The sequence below is a fragment of the Nostoc spongiaeforme FACHB-130 genome (genome assembly GCF_014698475.1).
GTDB lineage: Bacteria > Cyanobacteriota > Cyanobacteriia > Cyanobacteriales > Nostocaceae > Nostoc_B > Nostoc_B spongiaeforme.
The window spans coordinates 16,058-36,338 of record NZ_JACJTB010000039.1 but is presented as its reverse complement, the minus strand read 5'-3'; the positions used below and the strand labels follow the sequence as shown (position 1 = coordinate 36,338).

At 38.8% G+C, this 20,281-nt stretch carries 21 protein-coding genes, 1 tRNA gene and 1 pseudogene; 16 read left to right on the top strand and 7 right to left on the bottom strand.

The window, feature by feature from the left end; genetic code table 11:
* Positions 1 to 25: 25 nt before the first annotated feature.
* The gene (locus tag H6G74_RS23375; protein ID WP_190969951.1) at positions 26 to 490 is read left to right on the top strand and encodes a DUF4168 domain-containing protein; all 465 of its coding nucleotides are present in this window, start codon (positions 26 to 28) and stop codon (positions 488 to 490) included.
* 26 nt (positions 491 to 516) lie between these two features.
* Here the strand turns inward: H6G74_RS23375 and H6G74_RS23370 are convergent, their stop codons facing one another.
* Both H6G74_RS23370 and H6G74_RS23365 read right to left on the bottom strand, forming a co-directional pair.
* The gene (locus H6G74_RS23370) at positions 517 to 2,436 is read right to left on the bottom strand and encodes a sensor histidine kinase (RefSeq protein WP_242051328.1); all 1,920 of its coding nucleotides are present in this window, start codon (positions 2,434 to 2,436) and stop codon (positions 517 to 519) included.
* 86 nt (positions 2,437 to 2,522) lie between these two features.
* A complete protein-coding gene (locus tag H6G74_RS23365) occupies positions 2,523 to 3,392 on the bottom strand; it encodes a phosphate ABC transporter substrate-binding protein (RefSeq protein WP_190969929.1) in 870 nt (289 codons plus the stop codon).
* 371 nt (positions 3,393 to 3,763) lie between these two features.
* Between H6G74_RS23365 and H6G74_RS23360 the strand changes: the two genes are divergently transcribed.
* Both H6G74_RS23360 and H6G74_RS23355 read left to right on the top strand, forming a co-directional pair.
* Entirely contained in the window at positions 3,764 to 4,645 is an 882-nt protein-coding gene (locus H6G74_RS23360; RefSeq protein ID WP_190969928.1) for a hypothetical protein, read from the top strand.
* Positions 4,646 to 4,844: 199 nt separating this feature from the next.
* The gene (locus tag H6G74_RS23355) at positions 4,845 to 6,956 is read left to right on the top strand and encodes an NACHT domain-containing protein (protein WP_190969927.1); all 2,112 of its coding nucleotides are present in this window, start codon (positions 4,845 to 4,847) and stop codon (positions 6,954 to 6,956) included.
* On the opposite strand, the gene H6G74_RS23350 is transcribed toward H6G74_RS23355, so the two are convergent.
* Positions 6,949 to 7,563: a Uma2 family endonuclease gene (locus H6G74_RS23350; RefSeq protein WP_190969926.1), complete on the bottom strand. Its 615-nt coding sequence runs from the start codon at positions 7,561 to 7,563 to the stop codon at positions 6,949 to 6,951. The two genes, H6G74_RS23355 and H6G74_RS23350, sit on opposite strands and share 8 nt — an antisense overlap.
* Positions 7,564 to 7,650: 87 nt before the next feature.
* Positions 7,651 to 9,264, bottom strand: a complete 1,614-nt coding sequence (locus tag H6G74_RS23345) for an adenylate/guanylate cyclase domain-containing protein (RefSeq protein WP_190969925.1) — start codon at positions 9,262 to 9,264, stop codon at positions 7,651 to 7,653.
* A 281-nt stretch (positions 9,265 to 9,545) separates the two neighbouring features.
* Here H6G74_RS23345 and H6G74_RS23340 point away from each other — a divergent pair, with 281 nt between their 5' ends.
* Complete coding sequence (locus H6G74_RS23340) at positions 9,546 to 9,683, top strand: hypothetical protein (RefSeq protein ID WP_190969924.1); 138 nt, start codon at positions 9,546 to 9,548, stop codon at positions 9,681 to 9,683.
* A gap of 285 nt (positions 9,684 to 9,968) precedes the next feature.
* Here the strand turns inward: H6G74_RS23340 and H6G74_RS23335 are convergent, their stop codons facing one another.
* A complete protein-coding gene (locus tag H6G74_RS23335; RefSeq protein ID WP_190969923.1) occupies positions 9,969 to 11,201 on the bottom strand; it encodes an amidohydrolase/deacetylase family metallohydrolase in 1,233 nt (410 codons plus the stop codon).
* Positions 11,202 to 11,247: 46 nt separating this feature from the next.
* The gene (locus tag H6G74_RS23330; RefSeq protein ID WP_190969922.1) at positions 11,248 to 12,615 is read right to left on the bottom strand and encodes a cysteine desulfurase-like protein; all 1,368 of its coding nucleotides are present in this window, start codon (positions 12,613 to 12,615) and stop codon (positions 11,248 to 11,250) included.
* A 589-nt stretch (positions 12,616 to 13,204) separates the two neighbouring features.
* Here H6G74_RS23330 and H6G74_RS31855 point away from each other — a divergent pair.
* From H6G74_RS31855 to H6G74_RS23295, 8 genes and pseudogenes are all read left to right on the top strand, one after another.
* A pseudogene (locus H6G74_RS31855) lies at positions 13,205 to 13,447 on the top strand (DUF3011 domain-containing protein); the annotation flags it as partial.
* A 28-nt stretch (positions 13,448 to 13,475) separates the two neighbouring features.
* Positions 13,476 to 13,634: a hypothetical protein gene (locus tag H6G74_RS31360; RefSeq protein WP_242051327.1), complete on the top strand. Its 159-nt coding sequence runs from the start codon at positions 13,476 to 13,478 to the stop codon at positions 13,632 to 13,634.
* 325 nt (positions 13,635 to 13,959) lie between these two features.
* Complete coding sequence (locus H6G74_RS23320; protein ID WP_242051326.1) at positions 13,960 to 14,691, top strand: cation diffusion facilitator family transporter; 732 nt, start codon at positions 13,960 to 13,962, stop codon at positions 14,689 to 14,691.
* Positions 14,692 to 14,892: 201 nt separating this feature from the next.
* Positions 14,893 to 15,450 (top strand): 6,7-dimethyl-8-ribityllumazine synthase, encoded by a 558-nt coding sequence (ribH, locus tag H6G74_RS23315; RefSeq protein ID WP_062298150.1) that lies wholly within the window; start codon positions 14,893 to 14,895, stop codon positions 15,448 to 15,450.
* Between the two features lie 130 nt (positions 15,451 to 15,580).
* A tRNA-Gly gene (locus H6G74_RS23310) sits at positions 15,581 to 15,652 on the top strand.
* Positions 15,653 to 15,896: 244 nt separating this feature from the next.
* Positions 15,897 to 16,037 carry a hypothetical protein gene (locus tag H6G74_RS23305; protein WP_190969919.1) on the top strand — a complete coding sequence of 47 codons (141 nt, stop codon included), beginning with the start codon at positions 15,897 to 15,899 and terminating at the stop codon, positions 16,035 to 16,037.
* Between the two features lie 132 nt (positions 16,038 to 16,169).
* Positions 16,170 to 16,577, top strand: coding sequence for a hypothetical protein (locus H6G74_RS23300; RefSeq protein ID WP_190589919.1), 408 nt, complete (start codon positions 16,170 to 16,172; stop codon positions 16,575 to 16,577).
* 4 nt (positions 16,578 to 16,581) lie between these two features.
* Positions 16,582 to 17,847 carry a glutamate-5-semialdehyde dehydrogenase gene (locus H6G74_RS23295; protein ID WP_190969918.1) on the top strand — a complete coding sequence of 422 codons (1,266 nt, stop codon included), beginning with the start codon at positions 16,582 to 16,584 and terminating at the stop codon, positions 17,845 to 17,847.
* A gap of 336 nt (positions 17,848 to 18,183) precedes the next feature.
* Here the strand turns inward: H6G74_RS23295 and H6G74_RS23290 are convergent, their stop codons facing one another.
* The gene (locus H6G74_RS23290) at positions 18,184 to 18,456 is read right to left on the bottom strand and encodes a GlsB/YeaQ/YmgE family stress response membrane protein (protein WP_062289220.1); all 273 of its coding nucleotides are present in this window, start codon (positions 18,454 to 18,456) and stop codon (positions 18,184 to 18,186) included.
* Between the two features lie 407 nt (positions 18,457 to 18,863).
* Between H6G74_RS23290 and H6G74_RS23285 the strand changes: the two genes are divergently transcribed.
* Genes H6G74_RS23285 through H6G74_RS23270 form a run of 4 tightly spaced genes read left to right on the top strand, consistent with a single transcriptional unit; the run spans position 18,864 to position 20,063 of the window.
* The gene (locus H6G74_RS23285; protein ID WP_190969917.1) at positions 18,864 to 19,076 is read left to right on the top strand and encodes a bromodomain-containing protein; all 213 of its coding nucleotides are present in this window, start codon (positions 18,864 to 18,866) and stop codon (positions 19,074 to 19,076) included.
* A 6-nt stretch (positions 19,077 to 19,082) separates the two neighbouring features.
* Positions 19,083 to 19,442: a hypothetical protein gene (locus H6G74_RS23280; RefSeq protein ID WP_190969916.1), complete on the top strand. Its 360-nt coding sequence runs from the start codon at positions 19,083 to 19,085 to the stop codon at positions 19,440 to 19,442.
* The gene (locus H6G74_RS23275; RefSeq protein ID WP_190969915.1) at positions 19,442 to 19,687 is read left to right on the top strand and encodes an AbrB/MazE/SpoVT family DNA-binding domain-containing protein; all 246 of its coding nucleotides are present in this window, start codon (positions 19,442 to 19,444) and stop codon (positions 19,685 to 19,687) included. Before H6G74_RS23280 ends, H6G74_RS23275 begins: the two co-directional genes overlap by 1 nt.
* Positions 19,674 to 20,063: a PIN domain-containing protein gene (locus H6G74_RS23270; RefSeq protein ID WP_190969950.1), complete on the top strand. Its 390-nt coding sequence runs from the start codon at positions 19,674 to 19,676 to the stop codon at positions 20,061 to 20,063. Before H6G74_RS23275 ends, H6G74_RS23270 begins: the two co-directional genes overlap by 14 nt.
* Positions 20,064 to 20,281 lie beyond the last annotated feature (218 nt).

The window sequence follows — 20,281 nt, the reverse complement described above, 5'->3', positions numbered from 1 at the left end:
AATTGAGTCCTGTGTCACAGACATGATTAACAAAATTACTAACTTGTTTTTCCGAGATGCGCTGGAAAATTTATTACCTAAAAATTTTTTTTTCGGAGTGATGGCTAGTGTAAGTTTGTTAGCCAGCACATTAACATTTACAGCCAAAGCTGATGCTCAAACTCCCACCGTCAATAATAATGAAATTGTCAGCTACGCCCAAGCTGTCTTAGCAATGGAACCATCGCGTCAACAAGCCTTTAGCGAAATCAAAAAGTTAATCGGTGGCGGAGAAATTCCCCAGATTGTTTGTAACGATCCTAAAAGCATTAACAATCTACCACGCAAAGCCAGAGATATTGCCGTCAACTACTGTAATCGCTCCCAAAAAATTGTGGAGGAAAATGGTTTAAGCATTGAGCGGTTTAATAAGATTACTATGGAAATTCAAAATGACAATAACTTAAAAAGGCAAATTTACAACACCTTGATTCGTCTGCAAAAAAAATAATTTTGATTTTTGCAGTTATTCAGAATTTAGCGCATTGGAATTGTAATCACAAATTCTGTACCTGTTCCTGGTAATGAAATACATTGTAATGACCCACGATGCTTTTCGGTCACTATCTGGTAACTAATCGACAAGCCTAAACCAGTTCCCTTACCAATTGCTTTAGTAGTAAAAAAGGGATCAAATAAACGACTTTGTACTTCCTGGGGAATTCCTGTCCCATTATCAGCAATATGAATACTAATATTTTCTTGGTCACATTCAGAAGAAATGCGAATTATTGGTTGTAAACAGAGATTTTTTTCCCAAGCTTCTTCTAAAGCATCAATGGCATTGGCTAAAATGTTCATAAATACCTGATTTAATTGCCCAGCAAAACATTTAATATCAGGCATTTCACAATAATCTTTAATGACTTGAATTTCGGGGCGATGAGGTTGGGCTTTCAAGCGATGGCGCAAAATTAACAAAGTGCTATCTATACCATCATGCACATTTGCACTTTTAAATTCAGCTTCATCTAAACGTGAGAAAATTCGCAAAGAAAGAACAATTTGATGAATACGTTCTGCACCTACCTTCATGGAAGTTAAGATTTTGGGTAAGTCTTGGAGGATGTATTCAATATCAAAATCTTCCATGACATCTTGAATATGAGCCTCTGGATGGGGATAGGATTGCTGATAAAGTTGAATTAAGTGCAGTATATCTTTAACATAATTTTCTGCGTGTCCCACATTACCATAAATAAAAGTCACGGGATTGTTAATTTCATGGGCAACACCAGCAACTAATTGTCCCAAAGACGACATTTTTTCAGTTTGAATGAGTTGAGCTTGAGTTTGCTTTAAAGCATTTAAAGTATGTTTTAGATCACGATTTTTGCGTTCAACTTCTTGTGTCCGTTCTTTGATTTTTTCCTCTAAATTTTGACTATATGCCTCTAATTTATCCTTGGCAGCATACTGTTCTGTTAAAAGTTGTTTGACTTGTTGAATTAGCTGATTTAAAGAAATCGCTAGAACACCCACTTCATCTTGAGTAGTTACTGGTGCTTGTAAGTCAAAATTGGCATCTTCTGTAGCTTTTTTGGCAATTTTAGTCACAATTTGTAAAGGACGAGTGATTTTTTGACTAATTAAATAGCCGATAAATGTAACAAGTGTTGCTCCTAATAAAAACAAAATTTCTAAGCGTATCCAAAGAGCATCTTGGTTTGTTTCTAGTTTCAAGGTTGGATAAAGTACAGTGGTGATTAAAGACTGACTAGCTCCTTTAAATAAGATGCTTTTGGCGAAATATCCTTGTTGATTAATAACTACTTTGATGGTAGATAAATTAGGAGCAGGCGGTTGCCATGTCGCCAGCTTAATTTCTGGTATAGTTGATGCAATAATTGTGTCATTTTTTAGGCTGACTATTTGTTTGGTAGAACCAATAGCAATTTGTTCTAAAAATGACTCATCTACTAAATTACCAATCATAATTCCGCCAATAATTTTTTCAGCAGATTTAATTGGTAAAGTTGCTACTTGCATTACTTGTGAATTGCCTTCTACGTCCACAAAATCATTTAAAATAGATCCACTAATAACAAGGTTAGTAATATCTTTATCTAGTAATTTATAATTATTCAAATTTGCATGTTTTATTTCAACTAAGGTATTAGCACTAGTATCAACTACTTTGATCCAATCAAGCTCTAAGGTGGTTCTGATTGGTAGTAAGTCCTGTAATAGCTTTGTTCTATCTTGTTGTTCAATAGCTAAGTGAATTATTTTACGTCCAGCTATTAAATTTACTTGAGTTTCCAAATCTTCCTGTTCATGCTCAAAATCTGTATGAACTCTGGCTGCAAAACTCGCAACTTCTTGACGAATATTCTGTTCTAGACTATTAGTAAACCAATGTCCAATAATCAATAAACATAATATAAATATGCTCAAAAATACAGCCAGAAATGAGAAAACTATTTTCTGGCTGAGATTAAGGCAAAAGCGAAAATTTCTTCGCATAGCAGTTATAAATCTATTTAATTCTTGGTAATAAAGCCTTTATCTTGCAGTAGTTTAGTACCCTCTGGACTAAAGACAAAATCGATAAACTTTTGGGTATTAGATGTAGGTGTTTTCTGCCAAATGAGTCCCAGATGACGTACCATTTGGTATTTACCGCTAGTGAAATTTTCCTTGTTTGGTGCATTACCATTCAGGTTGAGGTGATTGACTGGTAATTGATTAATTAAGGAATACGCTAGAGAAAAAGCACCAATGGAATAAGGAGTGCTTTGGATAGTATCAATTAACTCTCCTTCTTTATTGAGAATCACAGCTTGAGTTGTAGTTTTATCTTGACCTAGATAGTATTTTCGCAGTAGTTTTTTCGCAGACTCATCTTCAGGCCTATCCAACACCACAATTTTAGCATTTGGCCCGCCTAATTCTTTCCAGTTAGTAATTTTGCCAGCGTAAATGGATTTCAACTGATCAGTTGTTAAATTTGTTACACTTTTAACGCTGTTGTGGGTAGCAACGACAAGCAAATCTTGTGCAATTTCTCGATATTGAATTTTACCGTCATCTTCTTCTGGCTTGAGTTTGTGGCTACTACCAGCAATATCGACAATACCATTTTTCAGTGCAGCGATCGCACCTTCGGATTGACTTTGAGAAACAAACTCAAATGTGGCTGTTTTGTGGTTGGCTTGATAAGCCTCTGTGAGTACTTTTAAAAGGGTGACAGATGAACTAGAACTAGCAAGTTTGATCGGTAGCTGGGTTTGGGGATTATTTTGACTGGTAATTGGACTGTTATTTGTCGGACTAGTTGATTTGACAGAGTTACAACTACACAGTCCGAACAAGACTAATCCTAAGAGAATTCGAGTAGTAATAATTTTCACGGTGAGTCAGCCAATACTTTGTTCAGAATAATTCTCATTTTAGATTACCCAATTATTTAGGTAGAGTAACAGTCAATAATCGTGAAATTACGGTGTAGACAATTTGTGATTGCAACGGTAATACTTACAAATATTGATAAGTTTTGTATCATACTCAATACTCAGATTTTGCTAATGTATTTTTGCAGGCGATCGCTCTTTCGTAGTTCATCCAACTCTCAGAAAGAATACCCGCAAACTGCAAAATTTTTATACTAATAAATAAAATTAAAAAGTTTGAATTTAGTGGCGCATTCTCCAAACCCACTATAAAATCAGACTCAATCTTTATGTTGATGCCAATATTGCTATTTAATAGCAGGAAATTTGCTATGAGAAAAATTCATAAGTCAGTATTTTTAACTTTGGCTACTGTTGGTTTATCTGTCAGTTATTCAAGTTTATTCGCCACTGAAAATCACCTTCAGCAAGCGGCTAATTCACCAAAGCAGTTATTAGCACAGTCCCAAACTATTCCTTATGTATATGAATATATAAATAAAAATAAACCGGCAAGTTACAACTTTTTGAAAAAGCAACTAGACGCATCTATTCAAGATGCCAAACAGCCAAATCAAAATAAAGTTATCAATAACCTTTGGGCATTATCCACCACTAACCCCAAAATTAAAACACGAGAACGCGACGGTAAAACAGAATTTTTGATGGTGAGTTGGCTATATACATCAAATCCCAGTACAGACTGGCCTACAGGGACAAAACAAATCAGCCGCCAAACTTGGTTAACAGCGTTTCCCCAAGTCCAAGAATTTTGTCAACACTGCAAAGGAACGGGCATTGATTTGCCTGGGAATGTAATGTTAGCTTTGAGATTACAGCAGTATTTAGGCTTAATTTTAAATAAAAGTGCTAATAAAACCCACTTTGTAGAAATGTGGGTAAAAGCAGAAGACTTAAGCAGACCATGTATTGACCCAGAAATTAACGATTCTACTTGCAATGTTTTACCTGTTCCTGTACCTAAAAGTAATTCTCTACTGCACGACATCTATCAAAACTCTTTCGAGAATGAGAAAAAAGAATACTATCCTTGGACTGGTTTAGGTTATACATACGATTGGGGAAATCCGAACAAGCCTCATGTTGGTGCTAGTGAATTTCTCATCAACGGTACTAACGATAAACCAGTTACAGTAGAAGTTGTTGCTGTTAAAGAAACTCTAGAATATTGTAATAACCAGTATTTAAAGTAAAAGCTGATTTTTAATAAGTAAAAATAGAGAGCCTCAGATCCCCGACTTCTTAAAGAAGTCGGGGATCTTTTTATTCACAAATAATTTAGGATTACCACATCACCTTCTGGCGTAACAATCGTAAAATATTACATTATATACTCTTGTAAGATGAGCTTCTAGCTCGTCCAATAATTATATAAACTTAGATTTAGATCCTATGACAGGAATGGAACCTTGGGCAATATCTGTTGTTAGTGGTGTAGCTGTACCGATTTTTCAAATTTTTTGGGAAGGTGGCAGTAGAGGTTTAAGATTTTTTGGCAAAACCCTAGACGAAAAAACTAAAGAACTAATTTTTGCAGCATCAAAACAATATGTTCAAAATTACCAAGAACGACACGGTATTCTCAAAGTATTGGGAATGCGTGAACCTGTAGCACTAGAATCTGTTTATACAGCAGTGCAATTTTTAAATGATAATGCTATTCAAAGTTTTGAATCTATTGAGAACTTAGAAAAATTTTATCGAGAAGCTAACAGGCGCATCTTTAGCTTCAAATCTATGCCTAAACAAGCAGGGATTAAAGTGGCAAATGAAAAGCAATATTTGATGGTACTTGGTGGCCCTGGTGCTGGCAAATCTACATTTTTGCGGAAGATGGGACTAGAAGCACTAAAAGGAAAAAGAGGAGGATTTCAACATAACTGTATTCCTGTATTTATCGAGTTAAAAAGATTTACCTCTAGTGATGTAGATATTGAAAAGTTCATTACAGAAGAATTTAGTATTTGTGGATTTCCATCAGCGGATAAATTTACAGCTAAGGCTTTAGAAGCAGGTAAATTACTAATTTTATTAGATGGATTGGATGAAATACCAACTAAAAATTTAACTAAAGCAATTAACCAAATACAAAATTTTGTTGACAAGTATGATGGTAATCGATTTATAGCTTCTTGTCGGACTGCTGCTCATCGTAACTGTTTCCGTCGCTTTAGCGATGTAATTATGGCAGACTTTGATGATGAACAGATGCAACAATTTATTGCTAATTGGTTTCAATCAGCAGCAGATAAGCAAACGAAGACAAGTGAAAAATGTTGGGAATTATTACAAAAACCAGAAAACTCTGCGGCTAAAGAGTTAGCACACACACCTTTATTGCTGACATTTCTGTGTTTAGTATATGACCGTTCCCAAAACTTTCCTGATAATCGCAGTGTGCTTTATAAAAAAGCTTTGCGGATATTGTTAGAAGAATGGGCATCGGAAAAGCGGATTTTGCAAGATGAAATATATCAAGGACTGCATACAGAATTAGAAGAAATATTATTATCAGAAATAGCTTATATAGGTTTTGAATCTGACAGACTATTTTTTTCTCAGCGTGATATTGTTCAGCAAATTAAAACTTTTCTGGCTAGTAATTTAAATGCACCGCAACATTTAGATGGTGAAGCTGTGCTGAATGCTATTGCTGTGCAGCAGGGAATTTTAGTAGAACGCGCCGAAGATATCTTTTCTTTTTCTCACTTAACACTACAAGAATATTTAACAGCACAATATATTGATGATCATCGTTTAGTTGAAAAGTTAGTTACTGCACACTTGACAGATGAACGCTGGAAAGAAGTGTTTTTACTTGTTGCTGGTTTGATGCGTGGTGGTGCAGATGAGTTGCTGTTGTTGATGGAAAAGGAAGCGCAGAAGTATATTAACTCACCCAAGTTACAAGATTTATTCAACTGGGTGGAACAAATGACAACTGGTTCAGCAGGAGATTATAAACCAGTTGGTAAACGTGCGATAGCGTTGGCGATCGCCAACGCCAACGCCAACGCCATTGCCAAAGCCATCGCCAAAGCCATTGCCTATGCCTATAACTACGCCTACGTTAAAGCCATCGCCTACGCCTACGACTACGCCAACGCCAACGCCAACGCCAACGTCTACGCCTACGACTACGCCATCGCCATTACCAATGCTATTGAATATACTAGTGAACTTGAAAAACTAAAAATATTGAATAATGCCAATTTTACCTTACTAATTACCCAACTAGAAGCACTGAAAACTCAAATCCCTAATAAGCAACAGCCAAAGCAAGTAAAAATTGCATTTGCTCAAAATCTGCAACAAACTTTACTTGATGCGTTCAATCTTACCCCAGGCATGATCAATCTATCAAAGAAAGAACAGAAGGCATTAGTAAATTATCTTTATGCCAATTACCTTATCATCCAATGCAAACAAGCAGCCGTGCGCGTGTCTCCCCAAACATGGGAAGCAATTGAAGCGCGGATGTTGTTAGCTCAAAATATTAGTTAGCCGCATCAAAAATCTGTTGTGCAGTTAAATTTAATTGCGGAAAAGTAGGCGACACAATATTAGCATTACCTTGAAACGGAGTCATTTGATATTCACCATCAACTAACTCACACACAAAAATAGTCGGTTGTTTAGGATTTCCGATAAACTTTCTACCACCTAATCCAGCATAATCAGCAATCCAGTATTCAGGAATTCCCATTTCCTCATAATCTCTAAACTTATTATAATAATCGTCACGCCAATTGCTCGATACAATCTCAACCACTAAAGGAACAGATGCGGCTTGACTGACTGTCGAGTACTTTTGAAAAAGCGGTTCATTGTCGAGATTATCAAGATTGAGTAGCAACACATCAGGTAAATATGCAGATTCAGCAGATGGAGTTTTAACAAATGTAGTTTTAGGTATAGTGTAGGGACGATTCAGGCGAAAAAACTCGACAGTTAGCTGACACGCTATAAATCCTAAAACTTTTTCATGCGTTCCACTTGGAGGTGGCATTTCAAAAATTACTCCCCTGTGTAATTCGTAGAGTTTACCATCGTTGGGATACCATTCAATAAATTCATTGAAGGTAAATAATTTAGGCAAAGCTTGAGTCATAATCTCACCTCCACAAGTATTTTATGCCAATGCGTAATTAACTATTATGAGAAAACCGAGACAAAAATCAAATTTAAACCCATAATATTAACTCATTTTTGTTTGATAAACCTTGACTAATCTATCAATACCTTTAAACCGATGATCGCCCATTTCTTGAAAATCTGAAGCATCTGTCAGCATTTGATAGGTTGCTTCACTAATTACACATTCACCAGGGGGACAAACAGCTTCCATTCGCGCGGCTAAGTTGATGGTAGCGCCTAGGGCAGTGTAATCTACCCGTTGGGAACTACCCACATCACCAACAACGGCTTTACCACTGTTAATTGCAATGCGTAATTGTAGAGGTTCTTCCCAAAAACCTTTGGCGTTCAATCTTTGCAGACGAGTTAGCATTCCTTTGGCGGCGGCGGTGGCGCGGTCTGCATGGTCTAAAAGTGGTTCGGGAGCGCCAAAAAATGCCATGATACAATCGCCGATATATTTATCTAAAGTGCCACCGTAGGCGAATACTTCTTGCAGCATTTCTTCAAATAAATTATTTAATAGTTGGGCGATCGCTTTTGGTGTTAATCTTTCCGAAAGTGCTGTAAACCCCACTAAATCTGCAAAGACAATACTAATTTCGCTTTCTGTTGTTGGTAAACGTCCATCTGGTAAACCACCCACAGAAATTAACTGCTGCACAACGGCGGGAGAATGGTAACGTTCTAAGCGGTGACGAATTACTTCTTCTGTTTTTAACTTTTCTACTAATAGCCAACGCTGCACACTCGAAGCAACCAAATTTGCTAAAGCTGAAAAGAAGCTGAGTTCTTCTTCACCATTTTTTTCCCAATGATAAGAAGAAAGATGGGCATCAGCATAGAGAACACCAACAACTTTATTTTCATCCCACAAAGGTACAGCCATTGCACTACGAATACCTTTGACTAAAATACTATGTTCGCCCGCAAATCGTTCATCTTTGTGAGTATCAGCAGTTTGAATTGCGACTTCTTCTTCAAATACTTTTTGACAAATACTCCGACTAATCCAACTACCATCAGCGGCTAAGTATTTTTGTTCCGCAGCATTTCTCGTCCCAGCATTAACTAATTCTAGATGATTGCACCCATTCACATCAATTAATAAAGCCAAGCGGTCAATACTGTCGAGATAACGAAAAACTACTTGTTGGACTTGGGAGAAAATTTCTTCTATTGATGCTGCTGCACAAAGATTTTTGGCAATATCTACTAAGTCTTTGAGGCGGGCAATGCTTTTGTTTTTAGTAGTAATATCATCATCGTGACTTTCGGCTGCTATCCACTGCTGTTGTAATTGTTTGACGTTGCGTAATATGGTTCTTTGTTCATTATTATCAGCAATTGGTGGTGGAGGTTTTATTGGTATGACTGGATTGACCAACACTACTACTAAGCTGATATTTCCTAACCAAATAATATCGCCATTTTGTAAATCTCGTGTGGCAGTCACAAAACTCTGATTAACTTGTGTGCCATTTTTACTACCCAAATCTTCAATAGCCCATGCACCGTTAGCTTTTTTTCGTAACAGCGCGTGTTTTCGGGAGATGCCACCAAAAGGTAAGTAAAGGTCACATTCTGGTAAACGACCAATGGTGAATTCATTTTGATTCACTGTTATCGTTGTTTCTGTTTCTCCTTGTTGTAGGCGCAGTGTAAGTTCAGTCATGAGTATGGTTTATTTATCCTGGAAGCAAGGGAACCATAATTAACGTAAAGGATACCAGGATAAATCCTTTACCTTATCTTTATGGCACTGTTAATGGCATTCCGACAACTGTCTACCTTAAATTAAGTATCCACGCAGATACAGATGTTGTCGTTGGCATGAAGTACAAATTTACACATTTGGGTACTGCAATACGATATTTGGGTACTCCGATACGATATTCAATACCGATTTTATGTGAAGCTGCACAGTATTTTACCCCTTCCTAACCCTCACGCCACATGCTTCAAGTCGTCACAGCCGCCCAACGCAGTGGCACTCCTTGTAAAGCTACGGTGTACACACAAGTTATGGAATTATTACCAGCCCTTGAATTACCCCACCCTACCCTACCCTTGAAAGAGGATAAAGGGGGGTAATTTGACTTGTATGTACACGACAGCTTAAAAAAAGAGAAAATCATCTCAAAGCCTCCTTTTAAAAAACTAGCTAGCGGCGCAGTGATATCATGCTCTGTAAAAGACTTATCATCAAGACCGCAGGGGGCAGGGAGCAGGGGGAGAAAGAGTTTTGTCTTTCTGCACAGATTTGTTGAATCATCACTGATTTGCCGGACATGATATGATATATGATTTTTTGCGTAATTCCTGTTACAAATAAGCTAGAACTTTAATGACAATTTCCTATACGCTCGTAGTGCAGAGTTACATGGTAATTGCTACTAAATCTCGTAACAAGCGACAATTAGGTTGAATTAACTTACCTGAACGCAGCACTGCAACAGGAATGAGTCTTTGTTTAACTTTTAATGGTTGTTCTAAAGCATCAAAAAGTAAACAATCATCTTCTACTAACTTGAGAATTGTGATATCTGCAATAGAACCAACTTTTAAAGTTCCAAGTTCTGCATCGGCTTTTAAAACGCGGGCTGGGTTGGTGGTGACAGCAGCGATCGCATCTGTTAAATTTAGTCCCAACGCCATTAATTTAGAAATTCCGCCACACAAACTATAATTCAGCGTTGAATCATCATGCAGTTTCTTGAAATTACCGTGAGCGTCACTGCTAATAGTGTGAGGAAATACACCTTGTGCCATCATCCGCTTTGCAGTACCAAAGCTGAATTTTAATCCATGTCCTACATCTAATAATATGCCGCGATCAATGGCTGCAAACAACCATTCTGGAACTTGAGTGCGCTTTCCCATTAACCCATCTGGCTGACAACTGTAGCAGTGACCTAAAATGTCTCCAGGTTTCATGTATGACAGTGCATTTTCTACTACCTTTTCGGGGTTTGGGCGATTAGCTTCGTCTACCGGAAACAATTCTCCAGTATGAACATATAAGGGTAAATTAGTGCGATCGCCTACTTCTCTTGCTAATTTTAGTACGTCCATTCCCCAGCGTGATATTGAGCCGGAATCAGCGTGGACTTTAAAGCCGCGCACAATTTTAGGATTTGCTTGCGCTACTTTAATTAAGGTTTCTATATCTATTTTTTCAGGACTCTCTAACCCGGAAACTGTGTCACCAATAGTTTGGGCTATGGCATGGTTAACTAACAGAAAACTACGGACATCTGTTTGTGATTTCTCGACAATATCTGATTTAAAGCCAGTAAATGTGAACGGACTACTACTACCTTGATCAACAATTGTGGTTACACCAGCATTAATCCCAACATCATCGGACGGCACACCAAATGTTGTTACCCACTCATAAACATGAACATGTAAATCAATAAATCCAGGACAAATTAAATAATTACCTGCTGCAAATGTTAGCTGGGATTTATAAGTTTTTAGTTGTTTGGTAATTGCGGCAATTTTACCATCCCGGATAGCAATATCAAAACGACCATTCAGTGATTGACTGGGGTCAATTACCCAGCCGTTCAGTAATACTAAATCGTAATATTTTAGGTGATTTTCCATAAAACCTCACGGGGTTAAGATAACCCCGTATCTTGAAAAAGAGAAATTAATCATCAGGAAGCTCTGCTATTTCTTGCAACACATACAATAACTGATGAATTTCTTCGATGGTGTTGTAGTGTGCTAATCCAATTCGCAGTAAACCACCACTATTTTCTACACCTAACCTCTCTATTAAACCTAGGGCATAAAAATGACCATGCCATGTAAAAATACCGCGATCACCTAATGCTTTGGCGATAGTTTCAGGGGTTTTATTAGCTAGTCTTACACCTACTGTTGGTGTCCGCCAAGCTAAACGAGTCGAGTCGGTGATGCCATAGCAGCTTAACCCAGGAATTTCTAAGAGTCCAGCAATTAATTTGTGACTCAGTTCCCGTTCGTATTGTTGGATAGCGGACATGGCTGCAACTAAAGCCGCACGGCGACTGTGATAGGCCGATGTAATACTTGCTGGTTCTGATGATTTGAGAAAGCGGGGACAACTAAAGGTTTGTAACCCTTCTTTATCGGCTGCAATTAAAGCTGTAACTAGTTCGTTATCAATTGCAGGCGCAACATGACAACCAAGTTTAGTTAAATAGTTAATTGCTGCAATTACCCCAGCTAAACCTTCATGATTCAAAGTCCCTGTTTCCCAGCGTGAGGGAACTTCGTCGGGTGCAGGTTTGACTTTATATGGTTGCAAACGTTCTAGATGTTCTCGTTTACCGTACAAAACTCCAACATGAGGGCCAAAGAATTTATAAGCAGAACAAGCTAAAAAGTCGCAATCTAAGTGATGGACATTAATTGGTGCGTGGGGCGCATAGTGGACTGCATCGACGAATACCCAAGCACCAACACTATGGGCTAAATTTGCGATCGCCGCAATATCATTAATCGTACCCACAGCGTTGGAAGCATAACTGACGGCGACTAATTTTGTTTTTGGGTTAATCAGCCGTTCTAGTTCATTCATGTCTAAGGTGCAGTCATCAACATTAATATCGACAACGCGGATAATTACACCTTTTTCTTCTAACCCATACCAAGAAGAAACATTGGCATAGTGATCTAGCCGTGTCACAATAATTTCATCACCTGGCTGCAATTCTCGACCAATCGCCCGACTCAAACTAAAAGTGAGAGTGGTCATATTTGCACCAAATACCACCTCATCACTATCACATCCAAGAAAATCTGCGATCGCTGCACGGGCAGAGTTAATAGTAGCATCTGTACGCGCACTGGTGGCAAAATACCCATGAGCATTAGCATTTGACCTCACCAGATAGTCATTCATCGCATCTAATACCGCCCCTGGTACTTGAGTCCCACCCGGCCCATCGAAAAAAATAGCAGGTTGATTATTGATTTTTTGTGTTAGTGCTGGAAACTGGCTACGTATCCATTTCAAGTCAAGCGGTTCCATCGCAGACTCCTAAGTTAATAATGTTTTACTTATATCTAGTTAGCGCCGCAGTTTATTCAAGTTAATGGCCAGTAATTTTATAGCAGTACTATTTGATACAGGAATCATATTTGATTTCTCAAAACAATCAGGACACCTAGACAAGCTTTCTTTCCTACTCCCTACTCCCTATCTGCACAAATAAATTTAGAAATCAAACCGGATGCCTATATTTCTCCTGACTTTGATTAGGCTAGAATATCTCAGCAGAAAATATACTTGACCATCAGGTTCAAGATAACTATTAATTCCGTAAAAAGTGTTTCTGCTTAAATGTAGTTAATAATATTTAATTATTGGTAAGAATACAAAATACAGCAATAGTACTTGTCAGAGTTTAATAGCTACTACTCCTAAAATATTAAAATTTATATCCCAGAAAAGCTTGATTTATTCTTCAAAATTCAGACTTATGACTCTTGAATTCTTTATTTTTCTAGGCGCAAAGAACATTTATATGGAATTTTAATAGCAAAATTACCTATTAATTTATTTCGCTACAATTATTATAGTTCTTGTTGAAAATTACTGAATCAGTCTAATAGTTGATATGGTTATGCGTTTTCCCATAATTGCAGCTACATTCATGGCTGCTAGTATTAGCATCGGTACACTTTTAGGCGCTGCCACCCCGGCTTCAGCCCAAGAGATTATAACTTGTTCTAGCCGAGATAATCAGAGAAATACTTGTTCTGTTCCCGGTAGAGGTAGAGTAAGGTTTGTTAGACAATTATCTAACGCTAGTTGTCGAGACAATTGGGGCTACCGAGGAAATCGGATCTGGGTACGAAATGGTTGTCGCGCTGAGTTTGCAGTTGGTAATGGCAGAAATGGCAGGTATGACAGAAATGACAGGTATGACAGAAATGACAGATATAACAGAAATGACAGGTATGACAGAAATGATAGATATGACAGAAATGATAGATATGACAGAAATGATAGATATGACAGAGACGATAGGTATTACAGATAGTTAACTGTGAGTGGGAAATATTCACTACTATCTGAAAAATACTACTTTTAGCAGATGGCGATCGCTCTAGAAAATAAATCACTCAATTTAGGCGATCGCTTTTATTGTTATGTTTTAATTCGGTCACCCCACTACAGATTGTCATCAAGATTGATTTTTACCCGCTATTAAACCTGATTTACTCCATCGTTAACAAAGAAGCTGGTACATTAAATACGAGAATTTACAGGTATTCAGGTATCTCAGGAATGATGCTGTCAGAGGGAGAGTATCTGACTGATAGCGTATTATTGGAGAGAAACTCCAGTACGTATATTAGGTCAGATTCGATGCAATCAAGCCAGGTGAAACAAAAATTTCAGGCTTTGTGGACTGCCTTAGTTTTACTCAGTGTATTTTTTTGTGTGGAATTGAGTGCAGGAATTTGGAGTCACAGCCTGTCTCTATTAGCCGATGCTGAACACATTCTCTCGGATGTTGCAGCGTTGGGTTTAGCACTAGTAGCTTCCTGGCTATCTCAATCTATATCGAAGCACAATGTATTGGGACGCTACCGATTAGATATTTTGGCAGCCTTGGTAAACGGGATTAGTTTAGCTTGTATTGCGGGCTGGATAGTCAAAGAAGCTTTGGAAAGGTTGCAATCTCCAGATGTTGAGATTCTCGGTATCCCAATGTTAACCACAGCCTTAATTGGCTTGGGCATTAACAGTTTTAATGCTTTATATCTACATGGATGCAGTCATCAAGACTTGAATATCCGGGGTGCTTTTCTGCATCTCTTGGCGGATGTCGCTAGTTCAGTGGGGGCGGTGTTGGCTGCGATCGCAGTTATTTGGCTAAATTGGACATGGGCAGATGGAGTCATTAGTTTATTAGTAGCTACACTAATAGCTATTTTTGCAGCGTATTTAGTCATTCAGAGTATAAAATGCTTGCGCGGTCAAATTACCGATATTACCAATGCTGCTTGTATGTGCAGTTTACCAGCCGAAGAATGTAGCGATCGCGCCCAAGCAGAGAAAATCTTATTTCCATCTCTAGAAGAGATGATTCGATAGACTTGTATGAAGTAATATTTCAGAATCACTTGGGAAAAAATCAGGAGAACATAGAAATAATTACAGCAGTTGATTCTGCAAGAAGTCTAAAAAACATAGCCGATTCTGGCTTCTGATTCTGCCGTAATTGTGCGCTTCATCTCAACCACCGGCAAAGAAGAAATGTATATTGACAAGAGTATAGTTGATTAAGAGGCAGTCATGGCAGTTTTTGAGGGAACTTTTACTCAAACTGAACCCTTGCGTTTCGCACTGGTTATTGGTCGATTTAATGACCTTGTTACTGCAAAGCTGCTGGAAGGATGTCAAGATTGCTTAAAACGTCATGGTGTAGACCCCAACCCCCACGGTAATCAAGTCGATTATGTTTGGGTTCCGGGAAGTTTTGAAGTGCCAATTGTTGCACGTCAACTAGCACTTTCCCAGCGTTATGACGCGATCATTTGTTTGGGTGCAGTTATTCGCGGACAAACGCCCCACTTTGATTATGTGTCTTCGGAAGTAGCCAAAGGCATTGCCGCCGCCAGCTTTCAAACCGGAGTTCCGGTAATTTTTGGCATTTTGACAGTAGATACAATGCAGCAAGCCCTAGAACGGGCAGGAATTAAAGCGAATCATGGCTGGGATTATGCCATGAACGCTCTAGAAATGGCCAGCCTGATGCGGAAGTTACGCTCTAACCTCACAGAGACGTACACTTTAAATCCCCAGCCTTTACCTGCTGCTCCAGGTCAAGAGTCAATCGTTAACAGTCAGTAGTCAGTGGTCAATGGTCAATGGTCTAATCACAAAGCACAAAGGACAAATGACTATTGACTATTGACTATTGACTAAAACTTAGGGGTTGACAAATCAAAAAATATCTGACAATATAGTAAATGTGAAGTTTGCGGGTATAGCTCAGTGGTAGAGCGCAACCTTGCCAAGGTTGATGTCGCGCGTTCGAATCGCGTTACCCGCTCTGAAAAAAGCTAAATTAAAACTTATCAATCGGTTGAAGATAATAAGCTTCAGCCGATTACGATTTTGATTAAGTGAACAAAAATCAGGAAAAAAATATCCTGCTTTCTGTTTCATGCTCGGTAGAATTTAAAAAGTGTTCCTAAAAAAATTACTAGATTGTCAAAGTAGCCTTGTGCAACAGTTGGTTTTCCTAGTAGTTGCGGCGTAAGCTTAGAATTGTATTAGATATGTAAGCACAATAAATGCCCCAAAAGTTGGACGATATTACTTTGAAAGCCACAGATGAACAGCCGGAAATCTTGCAACAAGATTGCCAGCTACCGCACCAGACAACAGATATATATACCTATTTTTTTAAAATTGGGAATCAACGCTGTTGTTAATCATGGCAGTATTTACCTGGCTTCGCTATTTATATAAACAGTTGCTTGTGAGATTCGCCAATTCCCAAGGCATTCAGCCGGGAAAGGAAATCTCCAACTTATGAAAAACACGCTCAAGTTAGTAGAACGCTTGTGCATCATCAAAAACCCGAAAAAATTGACTTTAACCAGGAATATCCCTGTCCCTGCCGCCGTCGGGGACGGTTAGTTCCGATTACCCTTACAGAAGCATTTGGCTGCGATCGCTGTCAACAAATCTTTGTTGTCCAAGATAATGGGCATATCCTTGAACAACTTTCGACCACTTATCCCTACAAGCGGTCTTGGCGCTGGACGGGAAATGCCTGGCATGTTGTTCATCCCCGCTTGGGAGAAAGCTATCTACCAATCGCCCTGGGCATTATTTTTGTGCTAGTGATTATTTGGCTACCATTAGCATTGAAACTAGCCAAAGGTTCCAGCATTGTTGCTTGGGCAATAGTGGCAGTGATATTAGCTATTCTGCCAGCACTCATGGTCTGGCTTACCTACCGACGTTAACCCAATGACCGTTGAAGTTATACAAGATTACCCTGAACCAATGAAAAGCGCCAAACGCGCTTTTCAGGCTTCCTTGAAGTTGGGTTTGACCAAGGGAGTAGACCGCAGTCGAGCTGTGTTGGCAATGGCGCAGGCTCTAGAAACGTCTTTTGATGATATTTTAGAAGCCAATACTCTGGATTTAGAAGCTAGTAAAGAAATGGCTGTACCAGAGTTGATTTTAGATTGGCTGAAACTCACCCCCAAACGACTAGAAACCACCGTCGAAATACTGCGGCGCTTGGGTGAACTATCAGATCCCCTGCGGCGGGTGAGGAATGCTGACTATCAACCAGAAGACTCTCAAAGTTACTCGCAATTGATGGCTTTAGGAGTGATTGCTTTTGTTTATGAGGCATTTCCCGATTTAGGTGCGATCGCCGCAGGTTTGTGTATTAAAACTGGCAATAGTATCATTCTTAAAGGTAGTACAGAAGCCAGTCATTCTAACGCTGCGATCGCCGAGGTACTGCAAAATGCTGTGGAAGAAGTGGGACTACCACCTGGTTGCATAGAACTAGTCACCGCCGAACATGGTGCTTCTGTACGGGATTTAGTTACCCAAGACCAGTATCTCAATTTAGTCATTCCCTACGGACGTTCCAGCTTGGCGCAACAGGTAATGCGACAAGCAACCTGCCCAGTGTTAAAATCCGCAATGGGCAACTGTTACCTGTACTGGTCACTCAATGGCAGCTTAGAGATGGTACGCTGGATGATTCTCGATAGCCATCAAAGCGAACCAGACCCGGTAAATGCGATCGAAAAAGTCTTAATTCATCGCCAAGCTATGCCATCATCGCTGTCTGTGCTGTGGAATAGTTTGAAAGAAAAAGGCTTTGAAATCAAAGGTGATGCAGAGTTAGTCGAAGCTTTTCCCCAATTGCAACTAGCCAAGGAAACCGAATGGGGCAATCCTTACTTAACTAAGACTGTTGCTTTTAAACTAGTGGATAGCTTAGAAGGTGCGATCGCTTGGATTAATCAATACAGTAGCGGTCATGCTGACTGTATTGTGACTGAATCTTATCAAGAAAGCCGACAGTTTGCCCTAGGTGTGAATAGCGCCTCTACCTACATCAACACTTCCCCTCGATTCTCACGCAACCCTTCACGGGGAGACTCAGTATTCTTAGGAATGTCTAACCAAAAAGGCCACCGTCGCGGATTTATTAGCTTGGAAACCTTGACTACCGTCAAGCATATTATTCAAGGAAATGGTAGGTTTTAAAATGCTAGGCGATCGCTTGGTTAACTCAGTATTTTAAGCTACCTACTCGTATCATAAACCTTTGGATCAACACTCACTGCCAAAATCCGCAAAATTCTGTTTTGTCAAAACCGTAAGCATATAATTAGCCTGCGAAGGTGGTCACTGAGCTTGTCGAAGTGCAGGCTTTGTTTGTATAGCCTTAGACTTCCAGTCTGCGGGGTTTATTGATTTACTAATACAAACTATAATAGCGTTAGTTCTAAGTAAACTAACGCTATTATTTTTCAAATAAATTCAGGGATAAAATAATAACAAAAGCTCCCTGATGCTTAATATAAATTACAGTCAATTAAATTAAACAGCACTGCGACGAGTTAACAAGTTCCACAAGAAGACAGCGACAATTGCTCCTAAAACTGCCACTAAAATACCAGGGATGCTAAGAGTAGGAGCTGCTAGAGCAAAATTTCCCGTACTGAAGAATACTCCTAAGCTACCACCGACAAATGCACCGATAATACCTAACAAAATTGTTCCCAGAATGCCGCCGCCTTGATGACCAGGGTAGATAGCTTTAGCAATAGCACCAGCGATTAAGCCTAAGATAATCCAAGCAAGAATGTTCATGTGTTTGTTGTTTTTAGTTAATGTTTTTTCTGACAATTACAGATTAACAAGTTCGATATGTGCAGCCAATCTATCATCAGCATTAATTATTCATAGCCTGAAGTAGTAGTTGGATTGTTGCCATTTCTTTTGGTATATGCCGAAATCAAGATAGGTAAAAACTGAAGAAACAGCCCATAGCTGCTGTGAAACTACGGGCTGATTAATTCATTGCTTGGTAATTGCAGTATAGGCATTTATCATTAGCTCTATCCTCTACTAGAAGAATTAAGCTGAAATGACAATTGTGAACATTCTTAACAAGAAAAATGGGAATTTATTTCAACTTGTGGTAGATTACAACCCTCAATTAACTAGATAGGATCAATACAGTAAAACTCAAGCACAATTGTAGTGCATTGGAATTTATGACATTTAATTACAGATGGAAAAATGGATCTCGCCCAAATCGAGATGAAGCCATCAGACACAAATATTTATTAGATGAAAGCCAGTTTGATAACGAGCAAGACCGGCAATTAGCAGAAGAATCTGCAAGGCGAATGTTAGGTGTACCTGTACCAACCTTAGATGAAGATAAATCGATATTGCCCCAAGCAGACCCAGACAGGAAAATATAACAGAGAATGCGATCGCCACTGTTGAAGCCAGCTAATTTTAATCTGCACAATGAAACTTGTAAGCGATCGCCGCTCATTTTACACTTTGAACACGAGACATCGCCTTCCGAACACGAAACTTCGAGTCAAAAGGTCAGGCGATCGCCTTCACAACACCATCATTGCACCTGCGAACACAAAACTTCGAGTAAAAAAGTAGAGCGATCGCCTTCCGAACACGAAACTTCGAGTAAAAAGGTGGAGCGATCGCCCTCACAACATCATCATTGTACTTGCGAACAGGAAACTTCGAGTAAAAAAGTAGAGCGATCGCTGATATTTGTTATCATAATGCCAAGAAAAAGTCTATATGAGGAACGTGTGTAATGGTTAGCACTATCATCACCACTACAGGACAAGTAACTATTCCTAAAGAAATTAGGGATTATCTTAATCTTGATGCAGGCAGTAAAGTTGATTTTGTTATTGATGAAAATGGTACAGTCAAGTTAATTCCACTCAATGTTCCTGTGCAAACTTTATCTGGAATTTTACATCGTCCGGGAACCAAAAGTGTAACTTTAGAAGAAATGGAAACAGCAATTCAAGAAGGTGCTAGTGATTGCAGTTGATACAAATATTTTAGTGCGCTATTTAACAAAGGATGATGAAAGGCAATGGCAACAGGCCACTGAAATTATCGAAAGTGGAGAGCAATGTTTTGTAGCGAATATAGTTCTTTGCGAATTGGTTTGGGTTTTACGAGGAAAGCCTTATCAATTTAGTAGAGAAGAAATTAGCAATGCTATAAATTTGATGTTGCAATGTTCGACGTTTGAGTTTGAAAATCTCTCTGTAGTTTATCAAGCATTGCAGCGATTTCAACAAGGAAAGGCTGATTTTTCTGATTATTTAATTGGTGCGATCGCTCAACATTTTGGTTGTAGTATTACAGCAACTTTTGACAGAAAATTGCAAAATGAGAAGGGGTTTGATGTTTTTGAGTAATGCTTTTTTGCCAAGTGATCGCCTTCAGAACACAAAACTTCGAGTAAAAAGGTAAAGCGATCGCCCTCAGAACACCATCATTGTACCTACGAACACGAAACTTCGAGTAAATAAGTAGAGCGATCGCCCTCACAACACCATCATTGCACTTGAAAACACGAAACTTTGACTTCAGAACACAAAACTCCGACTTCGGAACATGAAACTTCCACTTCAGA